The 18474-nt window shown below is 63.4% G+C and carries 16 protein-coding genes and 1 pseudogene; 6 read left to right on the top strand and 11 right to left on the bottom strand.

Features of this window, described 5'->3' with window-relative positions; all coding sequences use genetic code 11:
• The 6 genes from AC0L27_RS39545 to AC0L27_RS39520 all read right to left on the bottom strand — a co-directional run.
• The coding region (locus tag AC0L27_RS39545) for a PAS domain-containing protein (RefSeq protein ID WP_473323380.1) at positions 1–596 on the bottom strand (596 nt) is incomplete at its 3' end.
• A 369-nt stretch (positions 597–965) separates the two neighbouring features.
• On the bottom strand, positions 966–1766 hold the full coding sequence (locus AC0L27_RS39540) for a hypothetical protein (RefSeq protein ID WP_354205900.1): 801 nt from the start codon (positions 1764–1766) through the stop codon (positions 966–968).
• A gap of 180 nt (positions 1767–1946) precedes the next feature.
• Positions 1947–2456 (bottom strand): OsmC family protein, encoded by a 510-nt coding sequence (locus AC0L27_RS39535; RefSeq protein WP_027566043.1) that lies wholly within the window; start codon positions 2454–2456, stop codon positions 1947–1949.
• 69 nt (positions 2457–2525) lie between these two features.
• Positions 2526–3311 (bottom strand): ABC transporter ATP-binding protein, encoded by a 786-nt coding sequence (locus tag AC0L27_RS39530; RefSeq protein ID WP_354205897.1) that lies wholly within the window; start codon positions 3309–3311, stop codon positions 2526–2528.
• A gap of 4 nt (positions 3312–3315) precedes the next feature.
• Entirely contained in the window at positions 3316–4161 is an 846-nt protein-coding gene (locus tag AC0L27_RS39525) for an ABC transporter permease (RefSeq protein ID WP_354205895.1), read from the bottom strand.
• 229 nt (positions 4162–4390) lie between these two features.
• A complete protein-coding gene (locus tag AC0L27_RS39520) occupies positions 4391–5362 on the bottom strand; it encodes an aliphatic sulfonate ABC transporter substrate-binding protein (protein ID WP_354205893.1) in 972 nt (323 codons plus the stop codon).
• 187 nt (positions 5363–5549) lie between these two features.
• Between AC0L27_RS39520 and AC0L27_RS39515 the strand changes: the two genes are divergently transcribed.
• Both AC0L27_RS39515 and AC0L27_RS39510 read left to right on the top strand, forming a co-directional pair.
• Positions 5550–8339 carry a [protein-PII] uridylyltransferase gene (locus AC0L27_RS39515; protein WP_354254630.1) on the top strand — a complete coding sequence of 930 codons (2790 nt, stop codon included), beginning with the start codon at positions 5550–5552 and terminating at the stop codon, positions 8337–8339.
• Between the two features lie 35 nt (positions 8340–8374).
• The gene (locus tag AC0L27_RS39510; RefSeq protein WP_354205889.1) at positions 8375–8560 is read left to right on the top strand and encodes a hypothetical protein; all 186 of its coding nucleotides are present in this window, start codon (positions 8375–8377) and stop codon (positions 8558–8560) included.
• A 9-nt stretch (positions 8561–8569) separates the two neighbouring features.
• Here the strand turns inward: AC0L27_RS39510 and AC0L27_RS39505 are convergent, their stop codons facing one another.
• The gene (locus AC0L27_RS39505; RefSeq protein ID WP_354205887.1) at positions 8570–9100 is read right to left on the bottom strand and encodes a methylated-DNA--[protein]-cysteine S-methyltransferase; all 531 of its coding nucleotides are present in this window, start codon (positions 9098–9100) and stop codon (positions 8570–8572) included.
• A 9-nt stretch (positions 9101–9109) separates the two neighbouring features.
• Here AC0L27_RS39505 and AC0L27_RS39500 point away from each other — a divergent pair, with 9 nt between their 5' ends.
• The 3 genes from AC0L27_RS39500 to AC0L27_RS39490 all read left to right on the top strand — a co-directional run bounded on the left by AC0L27_RS39500 (position 9110) and on the right by AC0L27_RS39490 (position 12370).
• Positions 9110–9553: a DUF1304 domain-containing protein gene (locus AC0L27_RS39500; RefSeq protein ID WP_354205885.1), complete on the top strand. Its 444-nt coding sequence runs from the start codon at positions 9110–9112 to the stop codon at positions 9551–9553.
• Positions 9554–9687: 134 nt separating this feature from the next.
• On the top strand, positions 9688–10914 hold the full coding sequence (locus tag AC0L27_RS39495) for an ABC transporter substrate-binding protein (RefSeq protein WP_275168634.1): 1227 nt from the start codon (positions 9688–9690) through the stop codon (positions 10912–10914).
• A 229-nt stretch (positions 10915–11143) separates the two neighbouring features.
• Positions 11144–12370 (top strand): ABC transporter substrate-binding protein, encoded by a 1227-nt coding sequence (locus AC0L27_RS39490; RefSeq protein WP_354205882.1) that lies wholly within the window; start codon positions 11144–11146, stop codon positions 12368–12370.
• Positions 12371–12488: 118 nt separating this feature from the next.
• Here the strand turns inward: AC0L27_RS39490 and AC0L27_RS39485 are convergent, their stop codons facing one another.
• A complete protein-coding gene (locus AC0L27_RS39485; RefSeq protein WP_354205880.1) occupies positions 12489–12914 on the bottom strand; it encodes a DUF1330 domain-containing protein in 426 nt (141 codons plus the stop codon).
• 167 nt (positions 12915–13081) lie between these two features.
• Between AC0L27_RS39485 and AC0L27_RS39480 the strand changes: the two genes are divergently transcribed.
• Positions 13082–15295, top strand: a complete 2214-nt coding sequence (locus AC0L27_RS39480) for a transglycosylase domain-containing protein (RefSeq protein ID WP_354205878.1) — start codon at positions 13082–13084, stop codon at positions 15293–15295.
• 255 nt (positions 15296–15550) lie between these two features.
• On the opposite strand, the gene AC0L27_RS39475 is transcribed toward AC0L27_RS39480, so the two are convergent.
• The 3 genes and pseudogenes from AC0L27_RS39475 to AC0L27_RS39465 form a co-directional block, all read right to left on the bottom strand.
• On the bottom strand, positions 15551–16390 hold the full coding sequence (locus AC0L27_RS39475; protein ID WP_354205876.1) for a M48 family metallopeptidase: 840 nt from the start codon (positions 16388–16390) through the stop codon (positions 15551–15553).
• 217 nt (positions 16391–16607) lie between these two features.
• Entirely contained in the window at positions 16608–17936 is a 1329-nt protein-coding gene (locus tag AC0L27_RS39470) for a polyhydroxyalkanoate depolymerase (protein WP_275168641.1), read from the bottom strand.
• Between the two features lie 121 nt (positions 17937–18057).
• A pseudogene (locus AC0L27_RS39465) lies at positions 18058–18474 on the bottom strand (ABC transporter permease); the annotation flags it as partial.

Raw genomic sequence — 18474 nt, 5'->3', positions numbered from 1 at the left:
TTGAGCGCGGCCCAGAACTCGCGATAGGCCGTGCCGTCGCGCTCGGCCTGTGGCACGAAGAGGCTGTGATGCTTGCCCTGGATCTCGGTCAGCGAATAGCCGAGCGCGTTGCAGAAATTCTCGTTGGCGGTGACAATGGTGCCGTCGAGCTTGAACTCGATCACGGCCTGGGCCCGGCTGATGGCGGCGATCTTCGACGCGTCCTTCATGCTCCGGATCCTCTTCTCGGTGATGTCGGTCGCAATCTTTGCGACCATCACCGTCTTGCCGTTGCCGTCGAGCACCGGATTGTAGGATGCTTCGATCCAGACCTCACGGCCGCCCTTCGCGATCCGCTTGAACTCGCGTGCCTGATACTCGCCACGGTTCAATGCAGCCCAGAACGCCTTGTACTCGGCGCTCTCGCGCTGATCGGCCGGCATGAACATGGCATGCTTCTTTCCCTTGATCTCGTCGAGGGAGTAGCCGAGGGCGTTCAAGAAATTCTGGTTGGCGCTCAGGATCGTGCCATCTATGGCAAACTCGATCATGGCCTGCGAGCGGCCGATGGCAGCGAGCTTAGCATCCGCGTCGTTGCGGGACTTGCGGCCAAACATGGGAATCTCCAAATTATGAAATGGCGTAACGGGGATCACGGGACGTGACGGCGGCAACACGTGCCGAATTCCAATCGACAATTCCGCCGGTAAAAGTCGCATGGCGAAGACCGAGGCGGGTACGCAAGGTCAGTCGTACGGGAAAGAGTCGAATAAAGTTCTAACGGATTTTTGGAGATCGACGGGCAAAAGGAGCAACTTGGCGCTGCACGAACGTTCTCTCGCACGCGGCAGCCGCGATCGCGTCACTTGAAATGAGACTTGTTGTTCAACGCGTTGCGGAACATGGACGCGCTGTTGGCGCAAACGGGTTTCACCGAAGGAGGCCGTTCGCGACTCGATATTGCGCTATCCGTAGTGTCACGGTGCTTATCGCGCCTTGTGCAGCGTACGCCGCCCGATCCCCCACAGCGTAAGATTCCAAACGATGCACGTGGCGAGTGCAAGCCCAAGACCGATGGCGGAGCCGAACCACACGACCGCAACGTGCAATACCGCGATTGCCATTCCGAATCCGAGCAGGCCCCAGGCCGAATTGGCCAGCACCGCGGCGGTCGGCGGACCGCCGATGCGTGGATGCAGGATCAACATGATGCTGGAGAACACCACCGGATACAGCGCGATGATGCCGCTGATGCGGGGACCGACCCAGCCCGAGGTCGAGACGACAATGGCGACCAGGGTCGCGACCAGCGCGGCCCGCATCGGCACGTCATACCAGCGCCGCGTCACCAGTGGCATCTTCACGTAGCGATAGCCCGCGAGCAGCGGAATGCAGATGCCGAACGCGATCAGATTGGCTGCGAGCCCGGCGGTGAGCGACCAGTCGAACTGCTTGATGATCGAGGCGAACACGATCCAGACCGCGACCGCGCTTCCGCAACTCACCAGCAGGCTGCGCCGCTGTGCCAGCACCACATAGGCAACGCACATGAAGATCGTCGCTGCATTGACCGGCAAGCTCGACAGTGCGCCCTGCGCGATGAAGGCGGCATCGTGGTCGAGCGCGAGGAAGACGTAGGATGGTCCGGCCGAAACCGGCAAGGTCGCGACCAGCGCGCCGATCACCGGCCCTGAGCGCTCGGTGATGATCGACGCCGTCACGACGAACGCTGCTGCGATCGCCATGCGCAGCAGGAGGATGAGGATGAAGTGGAGCTCGGGGGACATTTTTTTCTTTGTCGTCCCGGCGAAGGCCGGGACCCATAACCACAGGCTGCGCTGTGTTGGACGAATCGTGGTTGTCAGTATCGCAAGACAATCAGCATCGGGGTCATTGGTCCCGGCCCGCCGTGCGCAATTGCGCACTAGGCCGGGACGACATCGATTGTTGGCCTTGCGACCTCGCAGTCACATCCGCTGCATCGACACCGACACCTTCGGGCCGTTCTTGATGGTCTGATAGACCACGCAATAGCGCTCGGTGAGCTTGAGCAGCAGGTCGAGCTTGTCTTGCGGCGCATCAGTGTCGACGTCGAAGCGCAGACGTATCTCGGCGAAGCCGACCGGGGTCTCCTTGTCGACGCCGAGCGTGCCGCGGAAATCGAGATCGCCCTCGGCGTAGACGTTGCCGGTCTTCAAAGGTACCTCGATCGCGGTCGCGACCGATTTCAGCGTGACGCCGGCGCAGGCGACCAGCGCCTCGAGCAGCATGTCGCCGGAGCAGAGCTCGAGGCCGGAGCCGCCGGTCGCGGGATGCAGGCCGGCCATTGCTATGGCGCGGCCGGTCTCGACCTTGCAGGCGATGCCCTCGCTGTCGGTCGAGCCCTTGGCCTTCAACGTGATCATCGCGGTCTTGGGATCGGTCTTGTAGCGCTCCTTGATCGGGGCCTGCATCTGGCGCAGTGCTGCGGCGTCCATTTTGTCTCTCCCGGGAAAATCGTCTCTGCGAAGTACCGGATTGCGATGTACCGGCTCAGAGAGAAATTGTCACCACCACATGGCCTGACCGGGACCCTGGGTTGCGTCACGGTCGGGCACGCTGCGGTCGAGCGAACGGTCGAGTGACGTCAGCACACTTCGCTTGAAATTCTCGAACAGCGGCGAATTGCGGTCGCGTGGCCGGCCGAGATTGATCTCGATCTGGTCGAACAGCCGGCCCGGCCGCGGCCGCATCACCAGCACCCGGTCGGCCAGCACCACGGCCTCGTCGACGTCATGCGTGACGAGGATGAGCGTCGGCCGCGTGTCGGCCCAGAGATCGAGCAGATGATCCTGGAGGTCCCTGCGGGTGAAGGCATCGAGCGCCGAGAACGGCTCGTCGAGCAAGAGCACCTCGGGCTGCGGCACCAGGGCGCGGGCGATCGCGACGCGCTGTGCCTGCCCGCCCGAGAGCTCGCGCGGCCAGGCCTGCGCTTTCTCGGCGAGCCCGACACGCTCGAGCGCACGCGCCACCTTTTCACGCCGCTCGGTCGCGGGCCCGTCGGCAAGACCAAAGCCGATATTGTCGGCGACGCTGAGCCAGGGCAGCAGCCTCGGCTCCTGGAAGATGATGCCGATCTTGGCATGCGGCGAGGCGATCGGCTCGTTGTCGAGCGTCACCGTGCCCGAGCTTGCGCGGTCGAGCCCCGCGATGGCGCGCAGCAGCGTGGACTTGCCGCAGCCCGAGCCGCCGATGATGGCGACGATCTCGCCTTGCCTGATCTCGGCGGAAAAGCGCGCCAGCGCCTGCACGCCGTTGGGATAGGTCTTGCTGACCCGGTCGAGCGCCAGCATCGCCTTATGCTCCCGTCGTACGCCCGAAGGCGTCCTGCCAGCGCAGGAAGGGCGCGGCCGCGATCTCGATCAGCCAATCCGTGAGCTTGCCGAGGATCGCGAAGATCACGATGGCGGCGAGGATCTGCGCGGGCTTGCCGAGCTGCTGACCGTCGAGCAGGAGGTAGCCGAGGCCTTCAGACGCGCCGATCAGCTCGGCCGCCACCACGAACATCCAGCCCAGACCAAGACCGACGCGCAACGACACGACATAGGCCGGCAGCACCGCGGGCAGCAGGATACGGCGGATCATGGCAGGTCCGGAGAGACGGAAGGTGCGACCGACCTCGACGATCTTGCGATCGACGATGAGGATCGCGCCCATCACGCCGAGATAGACCGGGAAGAACACGCCGACCGCGATCAGCGCGATCTTCGAGGTCTCGAAGATGCCGAGCCAGAGGATGAACAGTGGCACCCAGGCCAGCGATGGAATTGCACGCAGCGCCTGTACGGTCGGATCGAGCAGCCGCCGCGCCAGCGACCAATAGCCGGATATGGCGCCGAGCAAGGTGCCCGCGACCACGCCGAACGCAAAGCCAAGGCCGACGCGCCACAGTGTCGCGGCGATGTGACGGCCCAGTTCGCCGGAGCGGGCAAGATCAGCGATGGTGGCGAACACGCGCGAGGGCGGCGGCACCAGCCGGCCGTTGGACCAGCCGAGCCAGACTAGGAGTTCCCAGCCAAGCGCGAGGGTCAGTGGCAACAGCAATCCCAGTGTCGGCCCCGCATAGCGCGACAGCCGCGAGGGCGCGGCGGCGCTTTCGGCAGGTTCCGAGGTTTGTTGCAGCACTGGCGCGTCGGAGATCATGGCCGTAGGAAGCGCGTCTGATCGGGGATTGCAAGGGCGCGCGACACTCTCGGCGTCGTCCCGTACAAGCGCAGCGAAGCGGAGCGCAGATCCGGGACCCATAACCACAGGGAGAAGTGGTTACGGGGACTCGGAGTTACCCTTTGGCCCCAAACCGCTTCCTGCGGTTATGGGTCCCGGGTTCGCTTCGCGCCCCGGGACGACGACCGAGTTTGCCGCGCACCTGCCTTCAATTCGTCGGCAGCGGAACCTGGTCGTCGATCAGAGCGTCGAGCGTTGCCTTCACATCGACCTTGGCATCGACGACGCCGGCCTGCTGCAAAGCGAGGCCCGCGGCGAGGATCGATTCGCGCTGGGGCGCGCCGATGCGGCTGTGGGTAAGCTCAGTGCGCTCCTTGAGCTGCTTGTCGACGACAGGCTCCGGCAGCTTGGTCACGGCGATGAAGGTCTTCTTGAGCTCGTCGTAATTCGCCAGCGAATATTTGCGCGCCTCTTCGTACACCGCGAGCACGCGGCGCGCGGCGTCAGGATAGTCTTTCAAAAACTGCTCGCGCACATTGAGGATGCCCCAAGTGTTGGCGTCGGCCTTGCGGTAGAACAGTTTCGCGCCGTCCTCGACCTCGGCCTGCGCCATCATCGGATCGAGCCCGGCCCACGCATCGACGTCGCCGCGGATCAGCGCGGTCTTGCCGTCGGCGTGCTGGAGCAGCACCGGGGTGATGTTCTTTTCGGTGAGACCTGCGCCAAGCAATGCGCGCACCAGGAAGATGTGCGGATCGGTGCCGCGCGTCACCGCGACGCGCTTGCCCTTGAGGTCGGCCACATCAGCGATCTTGGAATCCTTTGATGTCACCAACGCCGTCCATTCGGGCCGCGAATAGACGTAGATCGACTTGATCGGGTTGCCGTTGATACGCGCGACCAGCGCCGCCGAGCCCGCGGTCGAGCCGAAATCGATCGAGCCCGCATTGAGGAATTCGAGCGCTTTGTTGGAGCCGGCCGACTGCACCCAGGTGACGGTGATGCCGTCCTTGGCGAACTCCGTTTCCAGGAGCCCCTTCTGCTTCAGGACCATCGACACCGGATTATAGGTCGCCCAGTCGATACGGATTTCCTTAAGCGGATCCGCCGCCCGCGCCGCGGCGGACACGGCAAGAGCGACCGCTCCCGCCAGCAGTATGCGTCGTGTAAACCTGGTCATGCCCGGCCTCCTCAAAACTTCATTGTTTTTCAATGAGTTATATCTAGAGGTCAACGAGAAAATCCATCCCTCGAAAGCGCGCCGGCTGAGAACAGCTTTGCCCAAAGCCGCACCTTTCCAGCATGGAACGACCATTGCGAGAGAATGGCGGGTGACAGCGCCTGCCGCCTCTTATATCCGGTGAGACATGGACAGCGTCGCGACTGAGCAAAAGGCCGAGGTGGACGATCGCTTCGACACCGCGCGGATCACCGCCGCGGTCGATGCGCTTGCCGAGAAGCATCAGGGACGCGAGGACGCGTTCCGCACGGCCATGGCGCAACTGCTCAAGGCCGAGCTGATTGCGTCGCGCGCCGCGGCACAGACGATCCTGCTGAAGGATCGCCACGGCCGGCGCTGCGCCGAGCGGCTGTGCCACGTGCAGGACGAGATCATCCGCATCCTGTATTCGGCGGCAACGCGCCATCTCTACCGCTCGCCGATCCCGAGCGGTGCCGAGCGCATGGCGGTGGTGGCGACCGGCGGCTATGGCCGCGGCCTGATGGCTCCCGAGTCCGACATCGATCTGCTCTTCATTCTGCCCTACAAGCAGACCGCCTGGGGCGAGCAGGTCGCCGAGGCCATCCTCTATTGTCTCTGGGACATGGGGCTGAAGGTCGGTCATGCCACGCGCTCGGTCGACGAGTCGATCCGGCAGGCGCGGGGCGACATGACGATCCGTACCGCGATCCTGGAGACACGCTTCCTCACCGGAGACCGGCCGCTCTATGACGAGCTGGTCGCCCGCTTCGACAAGGAGGTCGTGCAAGGCACCGCGTCGGAATTCGTCACCGCGAAACTCGCCGAGCGTGAGGAGCGGCATCGCCGCGGCGGCCAATCGCGTTATCTGGTCGAACCCAACGTCAAGGACGGCAAGGGTGCCCTGCGCGACCTGCACACGCTGTTCTGGATCGCGAAGTACGTCTACCGCGTGAGCGACACCGACGAGCTGGTCGGCCGCGGCGTATTCGACGCGCAGGAATACCGCACCTTCCGCCGCTGCGCCGACTTCCTCTGGTCGGTGCGCTGCAATCTTCACTTCCACTCCGGCCGCGCCGAAGAGCGCCTCTCCTTCGACCTCCAGCGTGAGATCGCGGTCCGGCTCGGCTACACCTCGCATCCCGGCATGCAGGACGTCGAGCGCTTCATGAAGCACTACTTCCTGGTCGCCAAGGAAGTCGGCAATCTCACCGCCATCCTCTGCGCCAAGCTCGAGGACCAGCAGGCCAAGCCCGCGCCGGTGCTGAGCCGGATGATGGCGCGGCTGCGCCCCACCGCGGTGAAGCGGCGGGTGCCCGACAGCGACGACTTCATCGTCGACAACAACCGCATCAATGTCGCCGCGCCCGACGTCTTCAAGCACGATCCGGTCAATTTGATCCGCATCTTCCGCCTGGCGCAGAAGAACAATCTCGCCTTCCACCCGGACGCGATGCGTGACGTGACGCGTTCGCTCGGCCTGATCAACGCGCAGATGCGCGAAAATCCCGAGGCGAACCGGCTGTTCATGGAGATCCTGACATCCGACAATGCGGAAATCGTGCTGCGGCGGATGAACGAAACCGGCGTGCTCGGCCACTTCATCCGCGCCTTCGGCAAGATCGTCTCGATGATGCAGTTCAACATGTATCATCACTACACCGTCGACGAGCATTTGATCCGCTGCGTCGGCTTCCTCCAGGACATCGAGCGCGGCGGCATCGAGGAATTCGCGGTGGCGAGCGACCTGATGCGCAAGATCCGGCCTGAGCATCGCTCCGTGATCTACATTGCGACGCTGCTGCACGATGTCGCCAAGGGCCGGCCCGAGGATCACTCGATTGCCGGCGCCAAGGTGGCGCGACGGCTTTGCCCGCGGCTCGGCTTCAGTCCGGCCGACACCGAGCTCGTGGCCTGGCTGATCGAGGAACATCTGACGATGTCCACGGTCGCGCAGTCGCGCGATCTCTCCGACCGCAAGACCATCGAGAATTTCGCCGCCGTGGTGCAGTCGGTCGAGCAGATGAAGCTGCTCACGATCCTGACCACCGCGGACATCCGCGGCGTCGGTCCGGGCGTGTGGAACGGCTGGAAGGCGCAGCTCTTGCGCTCGCTGTACTACGAGACCGAACCGGTGCTGACGGGCGGCTTCTCGGAGGTTGACCGCGGCAAGCGCCTCACGGCCGCATACGCCGAATTCCGTAACGCCTTCGCGGAATGGCCGGCGGAAGAGCTCGACGCCTATATCGGCCGGCACTATCCGGCCTATTGGCTCAAAGTCGAGCTGCCGCGCAAGATCCGCCATGCGCGCTTCGTCCGTGCCAGCGAGCAGGCCGGCCACAAGCTCGCGATCAATGTCGGCTTCGACGAGGTGCGTGGCGTCACCGAGCTGACCATCTTCGCCGCCGACCATCCCTGGCTGCTGTCGATCATCGCGGGCGCCTGTGCCTCGGCCGGCGCCAACATCGTCGATGCCCAGATCTACACCACGACCGACGGGCGCGCGCTCGACACGATCTCGATCTCCAGGGAATACGATCGCGATGAGGACGAGGGCAGGCGCGCCACGCGCATCGGCGAGATGATCGAGGACGTTCTGGAAGGCAAGCTGCGTCTGCCCGAAGTGGTGGCGCGGCGCACCGTGCGCGGCAAGGCGCGGCCGTTCGTGATCGAGCCGGAAGTGACCATCAACAACCAATGGTCCGACCGCTACACAGTGATCGAAATGTCCGGCCTCGACCGGCCCGGCCTGCTCTACGAGCTGACCACCGCGATCTCGAAGCTCAACCTCAACATCGCCTCGGCCCATGTCGCGACCTTCGGCGAGCGCGCCCGCGACGTGTTCTACGTCACCGATCTCCTGGGCGCACAGATCAGCGCGCCGACGCGCCAGGCCGCGATCAAGAGCGCGCTGACCCACGTGATGGCCGGCGACAAGGCGGTTGCGCCTGCGGCGTGAGGCCAATCTCTGGGTCCCAAAAGGATTGTTGACCTATGGCTGATTTTCTTCCGGTGGAGTCTATCATCACCCAACGGCTCGAACAGGGCGGGTGGCGCGTGATCGAGCGTCGCGCCGACCTTACCGACATTCCAATCGCTGATTTCGTCTCGCTTCGAGACGCGGACGAATGGGTTGCCTGGAGGCAGGGAACTCCGAGGATCAACCCCAATAGCACTTGATGCGTTGCCTCAGATTTCCACCCCCTCATGCCGCAGCAGCCAGCGCTTGCGCGCGAGGCCGCCGCCATATTTCACCAGAGAACCATCGGCGCCGATCAGGCGGTGGCACGGCAGCACCACGCTGATCGGGTTGGAGCCGTTGGCATGGCCGACGGCGCGAATGGCCTTGGGCATGTCGATCCTGGCGGCGAGCGCGCCGTAACTCATCGTGGTGCCGGCAGGGATTTGCGCTAACGCATTCCAGACCTTCTGCTGAAACGGCGTGCCGGCAATGCGCCAGGCGATGCCTGAGAGCTGGCCGAGGTCGCCGTCGAAATAGCCCGACAGCGCGGTCCGCATGGCCGCGGGCGCGAGTTGGTCACTCAGCTCCACCACACCGTAATGCAGGCGCAAAAGCCCGCGCATGCGGTGCTCGTAATCCTCCCAGTCGAGCGCGCGCAAGGCGCCCGCGGCGTCGGTGACCAGCAGCGCAATCCCGATCGGCGTCGCCAGCCGATCGAGGCCGAAGCTTACAGGTGGGTTGGTCGGTCGCGCGGGCATTGCAGCACCATGGCATCGAAACACGCCATCGCACTTGCCACGCCCGCCGTGCTAACGTCCACCCGAAAGCTGACGCTGGGGGAGCTCAACTTGATCTGGATCGCGAATATCCTGGTGGCGCTGGTCGCCGCACTGCACGCTTACTTCCTGATCCTGGAGATGTTTCTCTGGGACAAGCCGCAGGGCTTGAAGGTCTTCCGCAACACGCCGGAGAAGGCAGCAATCACAAAGGTGCTGGCCGCCAACCAGGGGCTCTATAATGGCTTCCTGGCCGCAGGCCTGGTCTGGGGGCTTGTGCACGGCAATCCGGCCTTCGCGTTCCAGATCAAGGCGTTCTTCCTGCTTTGCGTGATCGTGGCCGGCGCTTATGGCGCGGCGACCGTCAGCACGCGCATCCTGATGGTGCAGGCGCTGCCGGCGGCGCTCGCGCTGTTAGCGTTGTTCCTGACCTGAGACGCCATAGCGCGGCGCCGCGATCCTTGCGCGTCGCCTGCCGTTCCTCCACAATCTCCGACAGCGATGGCGACCGTTGGCAATCAACGGGAAAAGACCGTCGGTCGGAAATTCCGTCAGGAGGAACAACCCACATGAGCAATCGCAGAGCCTTCATCACTGCCACGGCGGCGCTCGCCTTCGCGTTCTCCGCTAACCAAGCTCTCGCCCAGAAGAAATACGACACCGGCGCGAGCGACACCGAGATCAAGATCGGCCAGACCGTGCCGTTCTCCGGGGCCTATTCCGTCTACGCCAATATTGGCAAGACCCAGGCCGCCTACTTCAAGATGATCAACGATCAGGGCGGCATCAACGGCCGCAAGATCAATCTGATCCAGTATGACGATGCCTATTCGCCGCCGAAGACGGTCGAGCAGGTGCGCAAACTCGTCGAAGGCGACGAGGTGCTGTTCACCTTCCAGATCATCGGCACAGCCGCGAATGCCGCCGTGCAAAAATATCTCAACGGCAAGAAGATCCCGCAGCTCCTGGCCTCGACCGGCGCTGCGCGCTTCAACGATCCGCAGAACTATCCCTGGACCATCGCCTATAATCCCAACTACGTGTCCGAGGGGCGCATCTACGCCAAGTACATTCTCAAGGAGCATCCGAACGCCAAGATCGGCGTGCTCTACCAGAACGACGACATGGGCCGCGACTATCTCGCCGGCCTCAAGAGCGGGCTCGGCGACAAGGCCGCCAGCATGATCGTCGGCGAAGTGTCCTACGAGGTCACCGATCCAACGGTGGACTCGCAGGTGGTCAAACTGAAGTCGCTGGGCGCCGACCTTTTCTACGACGCCTCTACGCCGAAATTCGCGGCACAGGCGATCAAGAAGGTGGCCGAGCTCGGTTGGACGCCGGTGCACATTCTCGACATCAACGCGAGCCCGATCTCGGCGACGCTGAAGCCGGCTGGCCTCGAGATCTCCAAGGGCATCATCTCCACCCAATACGGCAAGGAGCCCAGTGATCCCCAGTGGAAGGACGATCCGGGCGTGAAGGCCTTCTTTGCCTTCATGGACAAGTATTTTCCGGAAGGTGACAAGCTCAATACCGTCAACACCTATGCTTATTCAGTCGCCGAATTGCTGACGCAAGTGCTGAAGCAGTGCGGCGACGACCTGTCGCGCGAGAACGTCATGAAGCAGGTCGCCAACATCAAGGACTTCACCCCGAGCTTCGCGCTGCCCGGCATCAAGATCAACACCGGGCCGAACGACTACCGCGTCAACAAGCAGATGCAGATGATGAAGTTCAACGGCGAGCGCTGGGAGCTGTTCGGCCCGATCATGGAGGATGCGGGTCCAGCGGGTTAGTCTCTCGGAGATTTCATAGGGTGGGTCACGCCCGGCGGACGCGCTTCGCGCATCCGCCGGGGCCGGCCCACCTTACGAACCTGCTACGAAGCCGCGCATGCTACGAACTACGGGCGCACGCCAGCTTGCGTTGCAACAATGCCTCCTCCACTATCGCCCTCAGCGGTGACATCAGGTGCGCACATGCGCACCCGATTGATCACCGGCGATAAACACTGAGGAAATGCGAATGAGGAATGGAATTCCGCATCTGGCCACGGCAACGGCGCTGACCCTGGCGCTGTCGGTCTCGGCGGCCAATGCCCAGAAAAAATATGATCCGGGCGCCAGCGATACCGAGATCAAAGTCGGCCAGACCGTGCCGTTCTCGGGACCGGCGTCGGCCTATGCGTCGATCGGCAAGACCCAGGCCGCCTATTTCAAGATGATCAACGACCAGGGCGGCATCAACGGCCGCAAGATCAACCTGATCCAGTATGACGACGCCTACTCGCCGCCAAAAGCGGTGGAGCAGGTGCGCAAGCTGGTCGAGAGCGATGAGGTGCTCTTGACCTTCCAGATCATCGGCACGCCATCGAATGCGGCCGTGCAAAAATATCTCAACTCCAAGAAGGTGCCGCAGCTGTTCGCGGCCACGGGCGCCTCGAAGTTCACGGACCCGAAGAACTTTCCGTGGACGATGGGGTACAACCCAAACTATTTCGTCGAAGGCCGCATCTACGGCCAGTACATCCTGAAGGAATATCCAAAAGCCAAAGTCGGCGTGCTCTATCAGAACGACGACCTCGGCAAGGACTATCTGAACGGCATCAAGGCCGGACTCGGCGACAAGGCCGCCAAGATGATCGTCAACGAGTCCTCCTACGAAGTCTCGGACCCGACGGTCGATTCGCAGATCCTCAAGATCAAGGATGCGGGCGCCGATCTGTTCTTCAGCGCCAGCACGCCGAAGCAGGCGGCGCAGGCGATCAAGAAGATCGGCGAGATCGGCTGGAAGCCGGTACAGATCGTCGACATCAACGCCACCTCGGTCGGCGCGGTGATGAAGCCTGCCGGTCTCGACGCCGCCAAGGGCGTGATCAGCGTCAATTACGGCAAGGATCCGCTCGATCCGACCTGGAAGGACGATGCCGGCCTGAAGAAGTATTTCGATTTCATGGCGAAGTACTATCCGGACGGCGACAAGGATTCGAACTTCAACACCTACGGCTACGGCACCGCCCAGCTTCTGGCCCACGTGCTGCAGCAGTGCGGCGACAACCTGACGCGCGAAAATGTCATGAAGCAGGCGGCGTCGCTAAAGGACGTGACCAGCGATATCGCCCTGCCCGGCATCAAGGCCAACACCTCGGCGACCGACTACCGCGTCAACAAGCAGCTTCAGATGATGAAGTTCAACGGCGAACGCTGGGAGCTGTTCGGCCCGATCCTGGAGGATGCGGGTCCGGCGGGCTAGTTCCGCACGGTCATTCCGGGCTGGCGCGCAAGCGCCAGACCCGGAATCTCGAGATTCTCAGGTGCGCAATTGCGCACCTGAGTTCGATGCTTTCGCATCGCCCCGGAACGACGTGGCTCTACTCCGGCACCTCGCCAAAGTTCTTTCCCACGGGCAGCACCGCATGCCGAATGAGCCGTGAATCCTCCACCGCAGCCTGCCTGTGCTTCACCGCTTCGCGATAGACGGGATGGCGGATCATCTCGACGAAGGCGGCGACGCTTGGGTATTCGGCGATGAAGCAATGGTCCCAGCGCTCGGTCTCGGGGCCGATCAGCATCAGCTCGAATTTGCCCTGCCAGACGATGCGGCCACCGAGGCGTTCGAACACCGGGCCACTCTCGCGGCCATAGGCCGCATAGGCTTCCGCGCCGCTCGCCTTGCGGCCATCCGGATAGGCCGCCTCTTTGCGCAAGCGCACCAGGTTGAGCATGTGGATCGGGCCGGGGCGGTCGTTGTCCCGGAACTGCGCGAAAATCTCCTTGGTCGGATCGATGTGGCCCATCTGAGTTCCCTCTTGTTTTATGCGCGCGATCCTAGCTCTGCCGTCCACCCAGCGGAACTGCGGCCAGCGAATGCCGCACCTCCTAATCACGCGTTAAGCTCTGGGTAACCGGGCCTTAAACAGCGACCGCTAGCGTGCGGCGGGGCGGGCTGACCGGGCGTTTGCGTATGGGGTTGGGAAAGAAAAAGGGTGGGCGGAAGGAGCCGTTGTTCGGCTTGCCTGCGGCACTCGCCGATCTGCGCCTGACCGCAGCCGACCGCATTCCTGGCGGCGATGACAAGCCGAAGAAACCAACGAAATCATCTGCCAAGCGCAAGAGCGAGGATGCCGGCGACGAGCAGCCGCGCGAGCGGAAGGCGCCGGCCGGCCGCGGCAGCGCCAAGCGGCGATCCAAGTCGCGCATTGGCGCCAGTCTCGGCCGCCTGGTCTATTGGGGCGCGGTGCTGGGCCTGTGGGGCGCAATCGCCGTGATCGGCGTCGTGATCTATGTCGGCGCTCATCTGCCGCCGATCCAGTCGCTGGAAATCCCCAAGCGGCCACCGACGATCCAGATCGTCGGCATCGACGGCAGCATGCTGGCGCAACGGGGCGAGATGGCCGGCGCCAATGTCGCGCTGAAGGATCTGCCGCAATATCTGCCCAAGGCGTTCATCGCCATCGAGGATCGCCGCTTCTATTCGCATTTCGGCATTGATCCCGTCGGCATCCTGCGCGCGCTCGTCGCCAACGTGCTCCATCGCGGCGTGTCGCAGGGCGGCTCGACGCTGACACAGCAATTGGCGAAAAACCTGTTCCTGACCCAAGAGCGCACCATGGCGCGCAAGCTGCAGGAAGCGGAGCTCGCGATCTGGCTGGAGCGCAAGCATTCCAAGAACGAGATTTTGGAGCTCTATCTCAACCGCGTCTATTTCGGCTCCGGCGCCTATGGCGTCGAGGCCGCCGCGCAGCGCTATTTCGGCAAGTCGGCCAAGAACGTCACCGTCGCGGAGGCCGCGATGCTGGCCGGCCTCGTCAAATCGCCCTCGCGGCTCGCGCCGAACCGCAACCCCGAGGGCGCAGAAGCGCGCGCGAAAATCGTGCTCACGGCGATGGCGGATGCCAAATTCATCACCGAAGCGCAAGCGCAGGCCTCGATCGGCCAACCCTCCTACAATGTGAAGCCGGTCGGCGCCGGCACGGTCAATTACGTCGCCGACTGGATCGGCGAGGTGCTGGACGATCTGGTCGGGCAGATCGACGAGAGCATCAAGGTCGAGACCACGATCGATCCGAAGCTCCAGAGCGTGGCCGAAGCCGCCATCATCGACGAGCTCGCGGCCAAGAGCGTGAAGTTCAATGTCAGCCAGGGCGCGCTGGTGGCGATGACGCCTGACGGCGCGGTGCGCGCCATGGTCGGGGGCCGGAACTATTCCGAGAGCCAGTACAACCGCGCGGTCACTGCCAGGCGCCAGCCGGGCTCCTCGTTCAAGCCGTTCGTGTACCTGACCGCGCTCGAGCAGGGGCTGACGCCCGACACGCTCCGCCAGGACGCGCCGATCGAGGTCAAGGGCTGGAAACCCGAGAACTACACCCACGAATATTTCGGCGCGGTGACGCTGACCCAGGCGCTCGCGATGTCGCTCAACACGGTCGCCATCCGCCTCGGCCTCGAGGTCGGGCCGAAGAACGTGGTGCGCACCGCGCACCGGCTCGGCATCTCCTCGAAACTCGAGCCCAACGCCTCGATCGCGCTCGGCACCTCCGAAGTCTCGATGGTCGAGCTGGTCGGCGCCTATGCACCCTTCGCCAATGGCGGCTTCACGGCGACGCCGCATGTCGTCACGCGGATCAGGACGCTCAGCGGCAAGCTGCTCTACATGCGCCAGGCGGACGAGCACAATCAGGTGGTCGACCCGCGCTATGTCGGCATGATGAACGCGATGATGCGGGAAACACTGATCAGCGGCACCGCCAAGAAGGCGGAGATCCCGGGCTGGCCGGCGGCCGGCAAGACCGGCACCAGCCAGGACTACCGCGACGCCTGGTTCATCGGCTACACCGCCAACCTCGTCACCGGCGTGTGGCTCGGCAATGACGACAACTCGCCGACCAAGAAGGCGACCGGCGGCGGCTTGCCGGTCGAAGTCTGGTCGCGCTTCATGAAGACGGCGCACGAGGGCGTGCCGGTGGCAGCCTTGCCAAGCTCTCCAGGTGGCTGGGGCCTGTCGAACCTCGCGCAGGCGACGTCGCAAGTGTCGCCGCCAACGGCGGCAGCGCCCGCACCGGCACCAGCCAGCAACGGCGGCTATCGCCCGCCCCCCACGCGCGCCAATGCGCGACCGGAAGCAGCCGCAGGACTTGATGGCTGGCTGATGGACCGGCTGTTCGGCGGAAATCGCTAGGTTCTGCTTGAGGTCCGGGTGACCTCAAAACAAAAACTGCGAAAACAACCCCATGCACAGTAGCCGAGGATAACGAAATCAACGGCTTGCGCGGGCAGCACAGACGCTGGAATCGCGCGCTGGGCTGTCATTCCCCGCGGAGGCGGGGAAGCCAGTACGCCGCGGCTTCTTGATTCAATAACAACTGTCTCTGGAATACTGGATCGCCCGCTTTCGCGGGCGATGACAGCGTCGGATGGAATTGGCAGCGAGAGCCTAATCCTCGACCCCGTACCGGTGCAGGTCGTTGCCGTACGTATCGAGCCACTTCTTGGCGCGCTCCATCGACGGGCAGACCTTGCCGCAGACGCGCCAGAACCGCGCCGAGTGGTTCATCTCGACGAGATGAGCGACCTCGTGGGCGGCGAGGTAGTCGAGCACGTAGGGCGGCGCGAGGATCAGGCGCCAGGAGAACGACAGCGAGCCCGCCGAGGTGCAGGAGCCCCAGCGGCTCGATTGATCGCGGATCGAGAGCCGCTTGACCTTGACGCCGAGCTCCGCGGCATAGGATTCCGCGGCGCGCTGAAGGTCGCGGCGCGCCTCGCGCTTGAGAAAGTCGCCGATGCGACGGTCGGCATGCTCGACGCCACCGGCCACGCAGAGAATGCGTTCACCGCTATCGCGCACTTCCGTCCACACCGTACCGCGCGTGCCGGCGCGATGAACGATGCGATGAGAAATGCCGCGAAGCGGTATCACTGTGCCAGGCTGGAACGGCGCAGCCTTCGGCAAACGGCCGAGACGTGCCGCGATCCATGCGCCGTGACGCTGTGCGAAGTCTTTTGCTTCGGCGAGCGTGCCGCGCGGCGGCATGGTGAGGATGGCTTCGCGATCGCTCGGATGAATTCTGAGCGTGTAACGACGCGCGCGGCGATGCCGGCGCAGTCGAATCGCAAAATATTGCGATCCATGGGTGATCAGGAGGGTCTTCGGCTCGTGGGGCCGACGATAGAGGAGTGCGCGAGTGGCCATGTCTGTCAGTCCGGGGGGCAGGAGAGCGCCCGGATTCTGCCATAACCGCCGCCAGGGAAAGCGCTCGGCGCAAAAACAAATCATTTGCCCAATATACAGGGGTCTGGCGTCCGGGAGACCCTACAGACTGGGGTTGGAACCGGCTTTTTTCGCCCCCGTCAGGCGCATGCGGCACCCCCAAGGGGTGAGGTTGGACTCACTCCTACAAAGCTACCTAAATACCGCGAATCTGGCGGGAACTCACCCCTGTCGGAGCCTCCGACAGGGCGTCGATTTTCAGCGGGAAAGCCGAAAAACGCGATTATTCGGCCGCGAGCGCCTGCAATGAGCTCGGATTCGCCGCCGACACCATGAAGTCATGGATGCGCGGCACGATTTCCGATTTGAAGCGCGAACCATTGAACACGCCGTAATGTCCAACGCCCTTCTGGACGTAATGAACGCGGCGATGATCGGGAATCGAGCTGCACAATGCGTGCGTTGCTTCGGTCTGACCGATGCCGGAGATGTCGTCGTTCTCGCCTTCGACCGTCATCAACGCGACGCGCGTGACCTTTGAGGGATCGACGCGTGTTCCACGATGGGTCATCTCGCCCTTCGGCAGCGAATGCTTAACGAACACGGTGTCGACGGTCTGCAGGTAATACTCGGCGGAGAGATCCATCACCGCGAGATATTCGTCGTAGAAGTCGCGATGCTTGTCGACGAGGTCACCGTCGCCCTTCACCAGGTTGGCGAACAGCTGCTTGTGGGCGTCCATATGCCGGTCGAGATTCATGCTGATGAAGCCGTTCAGCTGCAGGAAGCCCGGATAGACATCGCGCATCATGCCCGGATGCGGGAACGGCACCTTGGTGATGACGTGGTTGCGGAACCAGTCGATGCCGCGCTCCTGGGCGAGGTTGTTCACCGCGGTCGGATTGCGACGGGTGTCGATCGGACCACCCATCAGCGTCATCGAGGTCGGCACGAAGGGATCACGCCGCGCTTCCATGATCGAAACGGCAGCAACGACGGGAACCGAGGGCTGGCACACCGCCAGCACATGCGTGTTACCGCCGAGGACATGCAGCATCTCGATGACGTAGTCGATGTAGTCGTCGAGATCGAAGCGGCCGTCGCTGAGCGGCACCATGCGGGCATCGGCCCAATCGGTGATGTAGACCTCATGCGCCGGCAGGAAAGCCTCGACCGTCCCGCGGAGCAGCGTCGCGTAATGGCCGGACATCGGCGCCACGATCAGCACGCGCGGCTGCGGGCTGCGCAGCGGACGGGTGAACTTGCGATCGAAGTAGAGCAGGCGGCAGAACGGCTTTTCCCAGACCGAGCGAACCTCGACGGGGACGCGGATGCCGTTGACCTCGGTATCGTTGAGGCCCCATTCCGGCTTGCCGTAGCGGCGCGTGGTGCGTTCGAACAATTCGCAAGCCGCGGCAACCGACTTGCCGACCTCGGTGCGTGCCCACGGATTGAGGGGATTTTGAAACAGCAGCTTGGTTGCGTCCGTGATCGCACGCGCCGGATTGAGAGAGGCTTGCCCCATCTCGTACATCCAGTACATCGGCGTCGTCAGGACCGGACTGCCTTCGGCCACCAGGGGCGGCGCGCCGCCAAACTCACCAATCGGCATCGCTATATTCCTCTTCGCATCGCAGCATACTGCCGAATGCGTAATATTGCGTCAATGCATGGTTCCGTACATCTACGTGGCCCAGGTGCCCAAACCGGGCTGAATCCACGAGAAAGTGACGTTATTCGCCGCCTGACAGCAACGAGCCCTGCATCCGGGCGCTGCGCAAAAGGGCAAGGAATGCCCCAAAAGATGCAACCAACAGCACCACGTTGATGGCCAACGCGCCCAGCATCAGATCAGTCCTGAAGGTGTTTTCGATCAGCAGCGCGCGCATCCCTTCGAACACATAGGTCGGCGGCAGCGTCCAGGCGACATATTGCAACCAGACCGGCAGCACGCTGACGGGATAGTAGACGCAGGCGAGCGGCATGATGCCGAACATCAAGGTCCAGACGATGCTCTCGGCGCCGAGGCCGTTTCGCAGCACCAGGCCGGAAACGAAGATGCCGACCGACCAGCTCGTGAAGATCAGATTGCAGAAGAACGCAATCAGCGGCACGCCGAGCGCATAAACGTTGAAGTGAAACAGGAACAA

The sequence above is a fragment of the Bradyrhizobium sp. Ken51 genome (assembly GCF_055807435.1).
This window is presented reverse-complemented; position numbering and strand designations above follow the sequence as displayed.

Bases quoted from the DNA above. Each gene is read 5' to 3' on its own strand.
- AC0L27_RS39540 (WP_354205900.1), bottom strand. From the start codon at position 1,766: ATGTCCCCCGAGCTCCACTTCATCCTCATCCTCCTGCTGCGCATGGCG.
- AC0L27_RS39535 (WP_027566043.1), bottom strand. From the start codon at position 2,456: ATGGACGCCGCAGCACTGCGCCAGATGCAGGCCCCGATCAAGGAGCGC.
- AC0L27_RS39530 (WP_354205897.1), bottom strand. From the start codon at position 3,311: ATGCTGGCGCTCGACCGGGTCAGCAAGACCTATCCCAACGGCGTGCAG.
- AC0L27_RS39525 (WP_354205895.1), bottom strand. From the start codon at position 4,161: ATGATCTCCGACGCGCCAGTGCTGCAACAAACCTCGGAACCTGCCGAA.
- AC0L27_RS39520 (WP_354205893.1), bottom strand. From the start codon at position 5,362: ATGACCAGGTTTACACGACGCATACTGCTGGCGGGAGCGGTCGCTCTT.
- AC0L27_RS39515 (WP_354254630.1), top strand. From the start codon at position 5,550: ATGGACAGCGTCGCGACTGAGCAAAAGGCCGAGGTGGACGATCGCTTC.
- AC0L27_RS39510 (WP_354205889.1), top strand. From the start codon at position 8,375: ATGGCTGATTTTCTTCCGGTGGAGTCTATCATCACCCAACGGCTCGAA.
- AC0L27_RS39505 (WP_354205887.1), bottom strand. From the start codon at position 9,100: ATGCCCGCGCGACCGACCAACCCACCTGTAAGCTTCGGCCTCGATCGG.
- AC0L27_RS39500 (WP_354205885.1), top strand. From the start codon at position 9,110: ATGGCATCGAAACACGCCATCGCACTTGCCACGCCCGCCGTGCTAACG.
- AC0L27_RS39495 (WP_275168634.1), top strand. From the start codon at position 9,688: ATGAGCAATCGCAGAGCCTTCATCACTGCCACGGCGGCGCTCGCCTTC.
- AC0L27_RS39490 (WP_354205882.1), top strand. From the start codon at position 11,144: ATGAGGAATGGAATTCCGCATCTGGCCACGGCAACGGCGCTGACCCTG.
- AC0L27_RS39485 (WP_354205880.1), bottom strand. From the start codon at position 12,914: ATGGGCCACATCGATCCGACCAAGGAGATTTTCGCGCAGTTCCGGGAC.
- AC0L27_RS39480 (WP_354205878.1), top strand. From the start codon at position 13,082: ATGGGGTTGGGAAAGAAAAAGGGTGGGCGGAAGGAGCCGTTGTTCGGC.
- AC0L27_RS39475 (WP_354205876.1), bottom strand. From the start codon at position 16,390: ATGATTTGTTTTTGCGCCGAGCGCTTTCCCTGGCGGCGGTTATGGCAG.
- AC0L27_RS39470 (WP_275168641.1), bottom strand. From the start codon at position 17,936: ATGCCGATTGGTGAGTTTGGCGGCGCGCCGCCCCTGGTGGCCGAAGGC.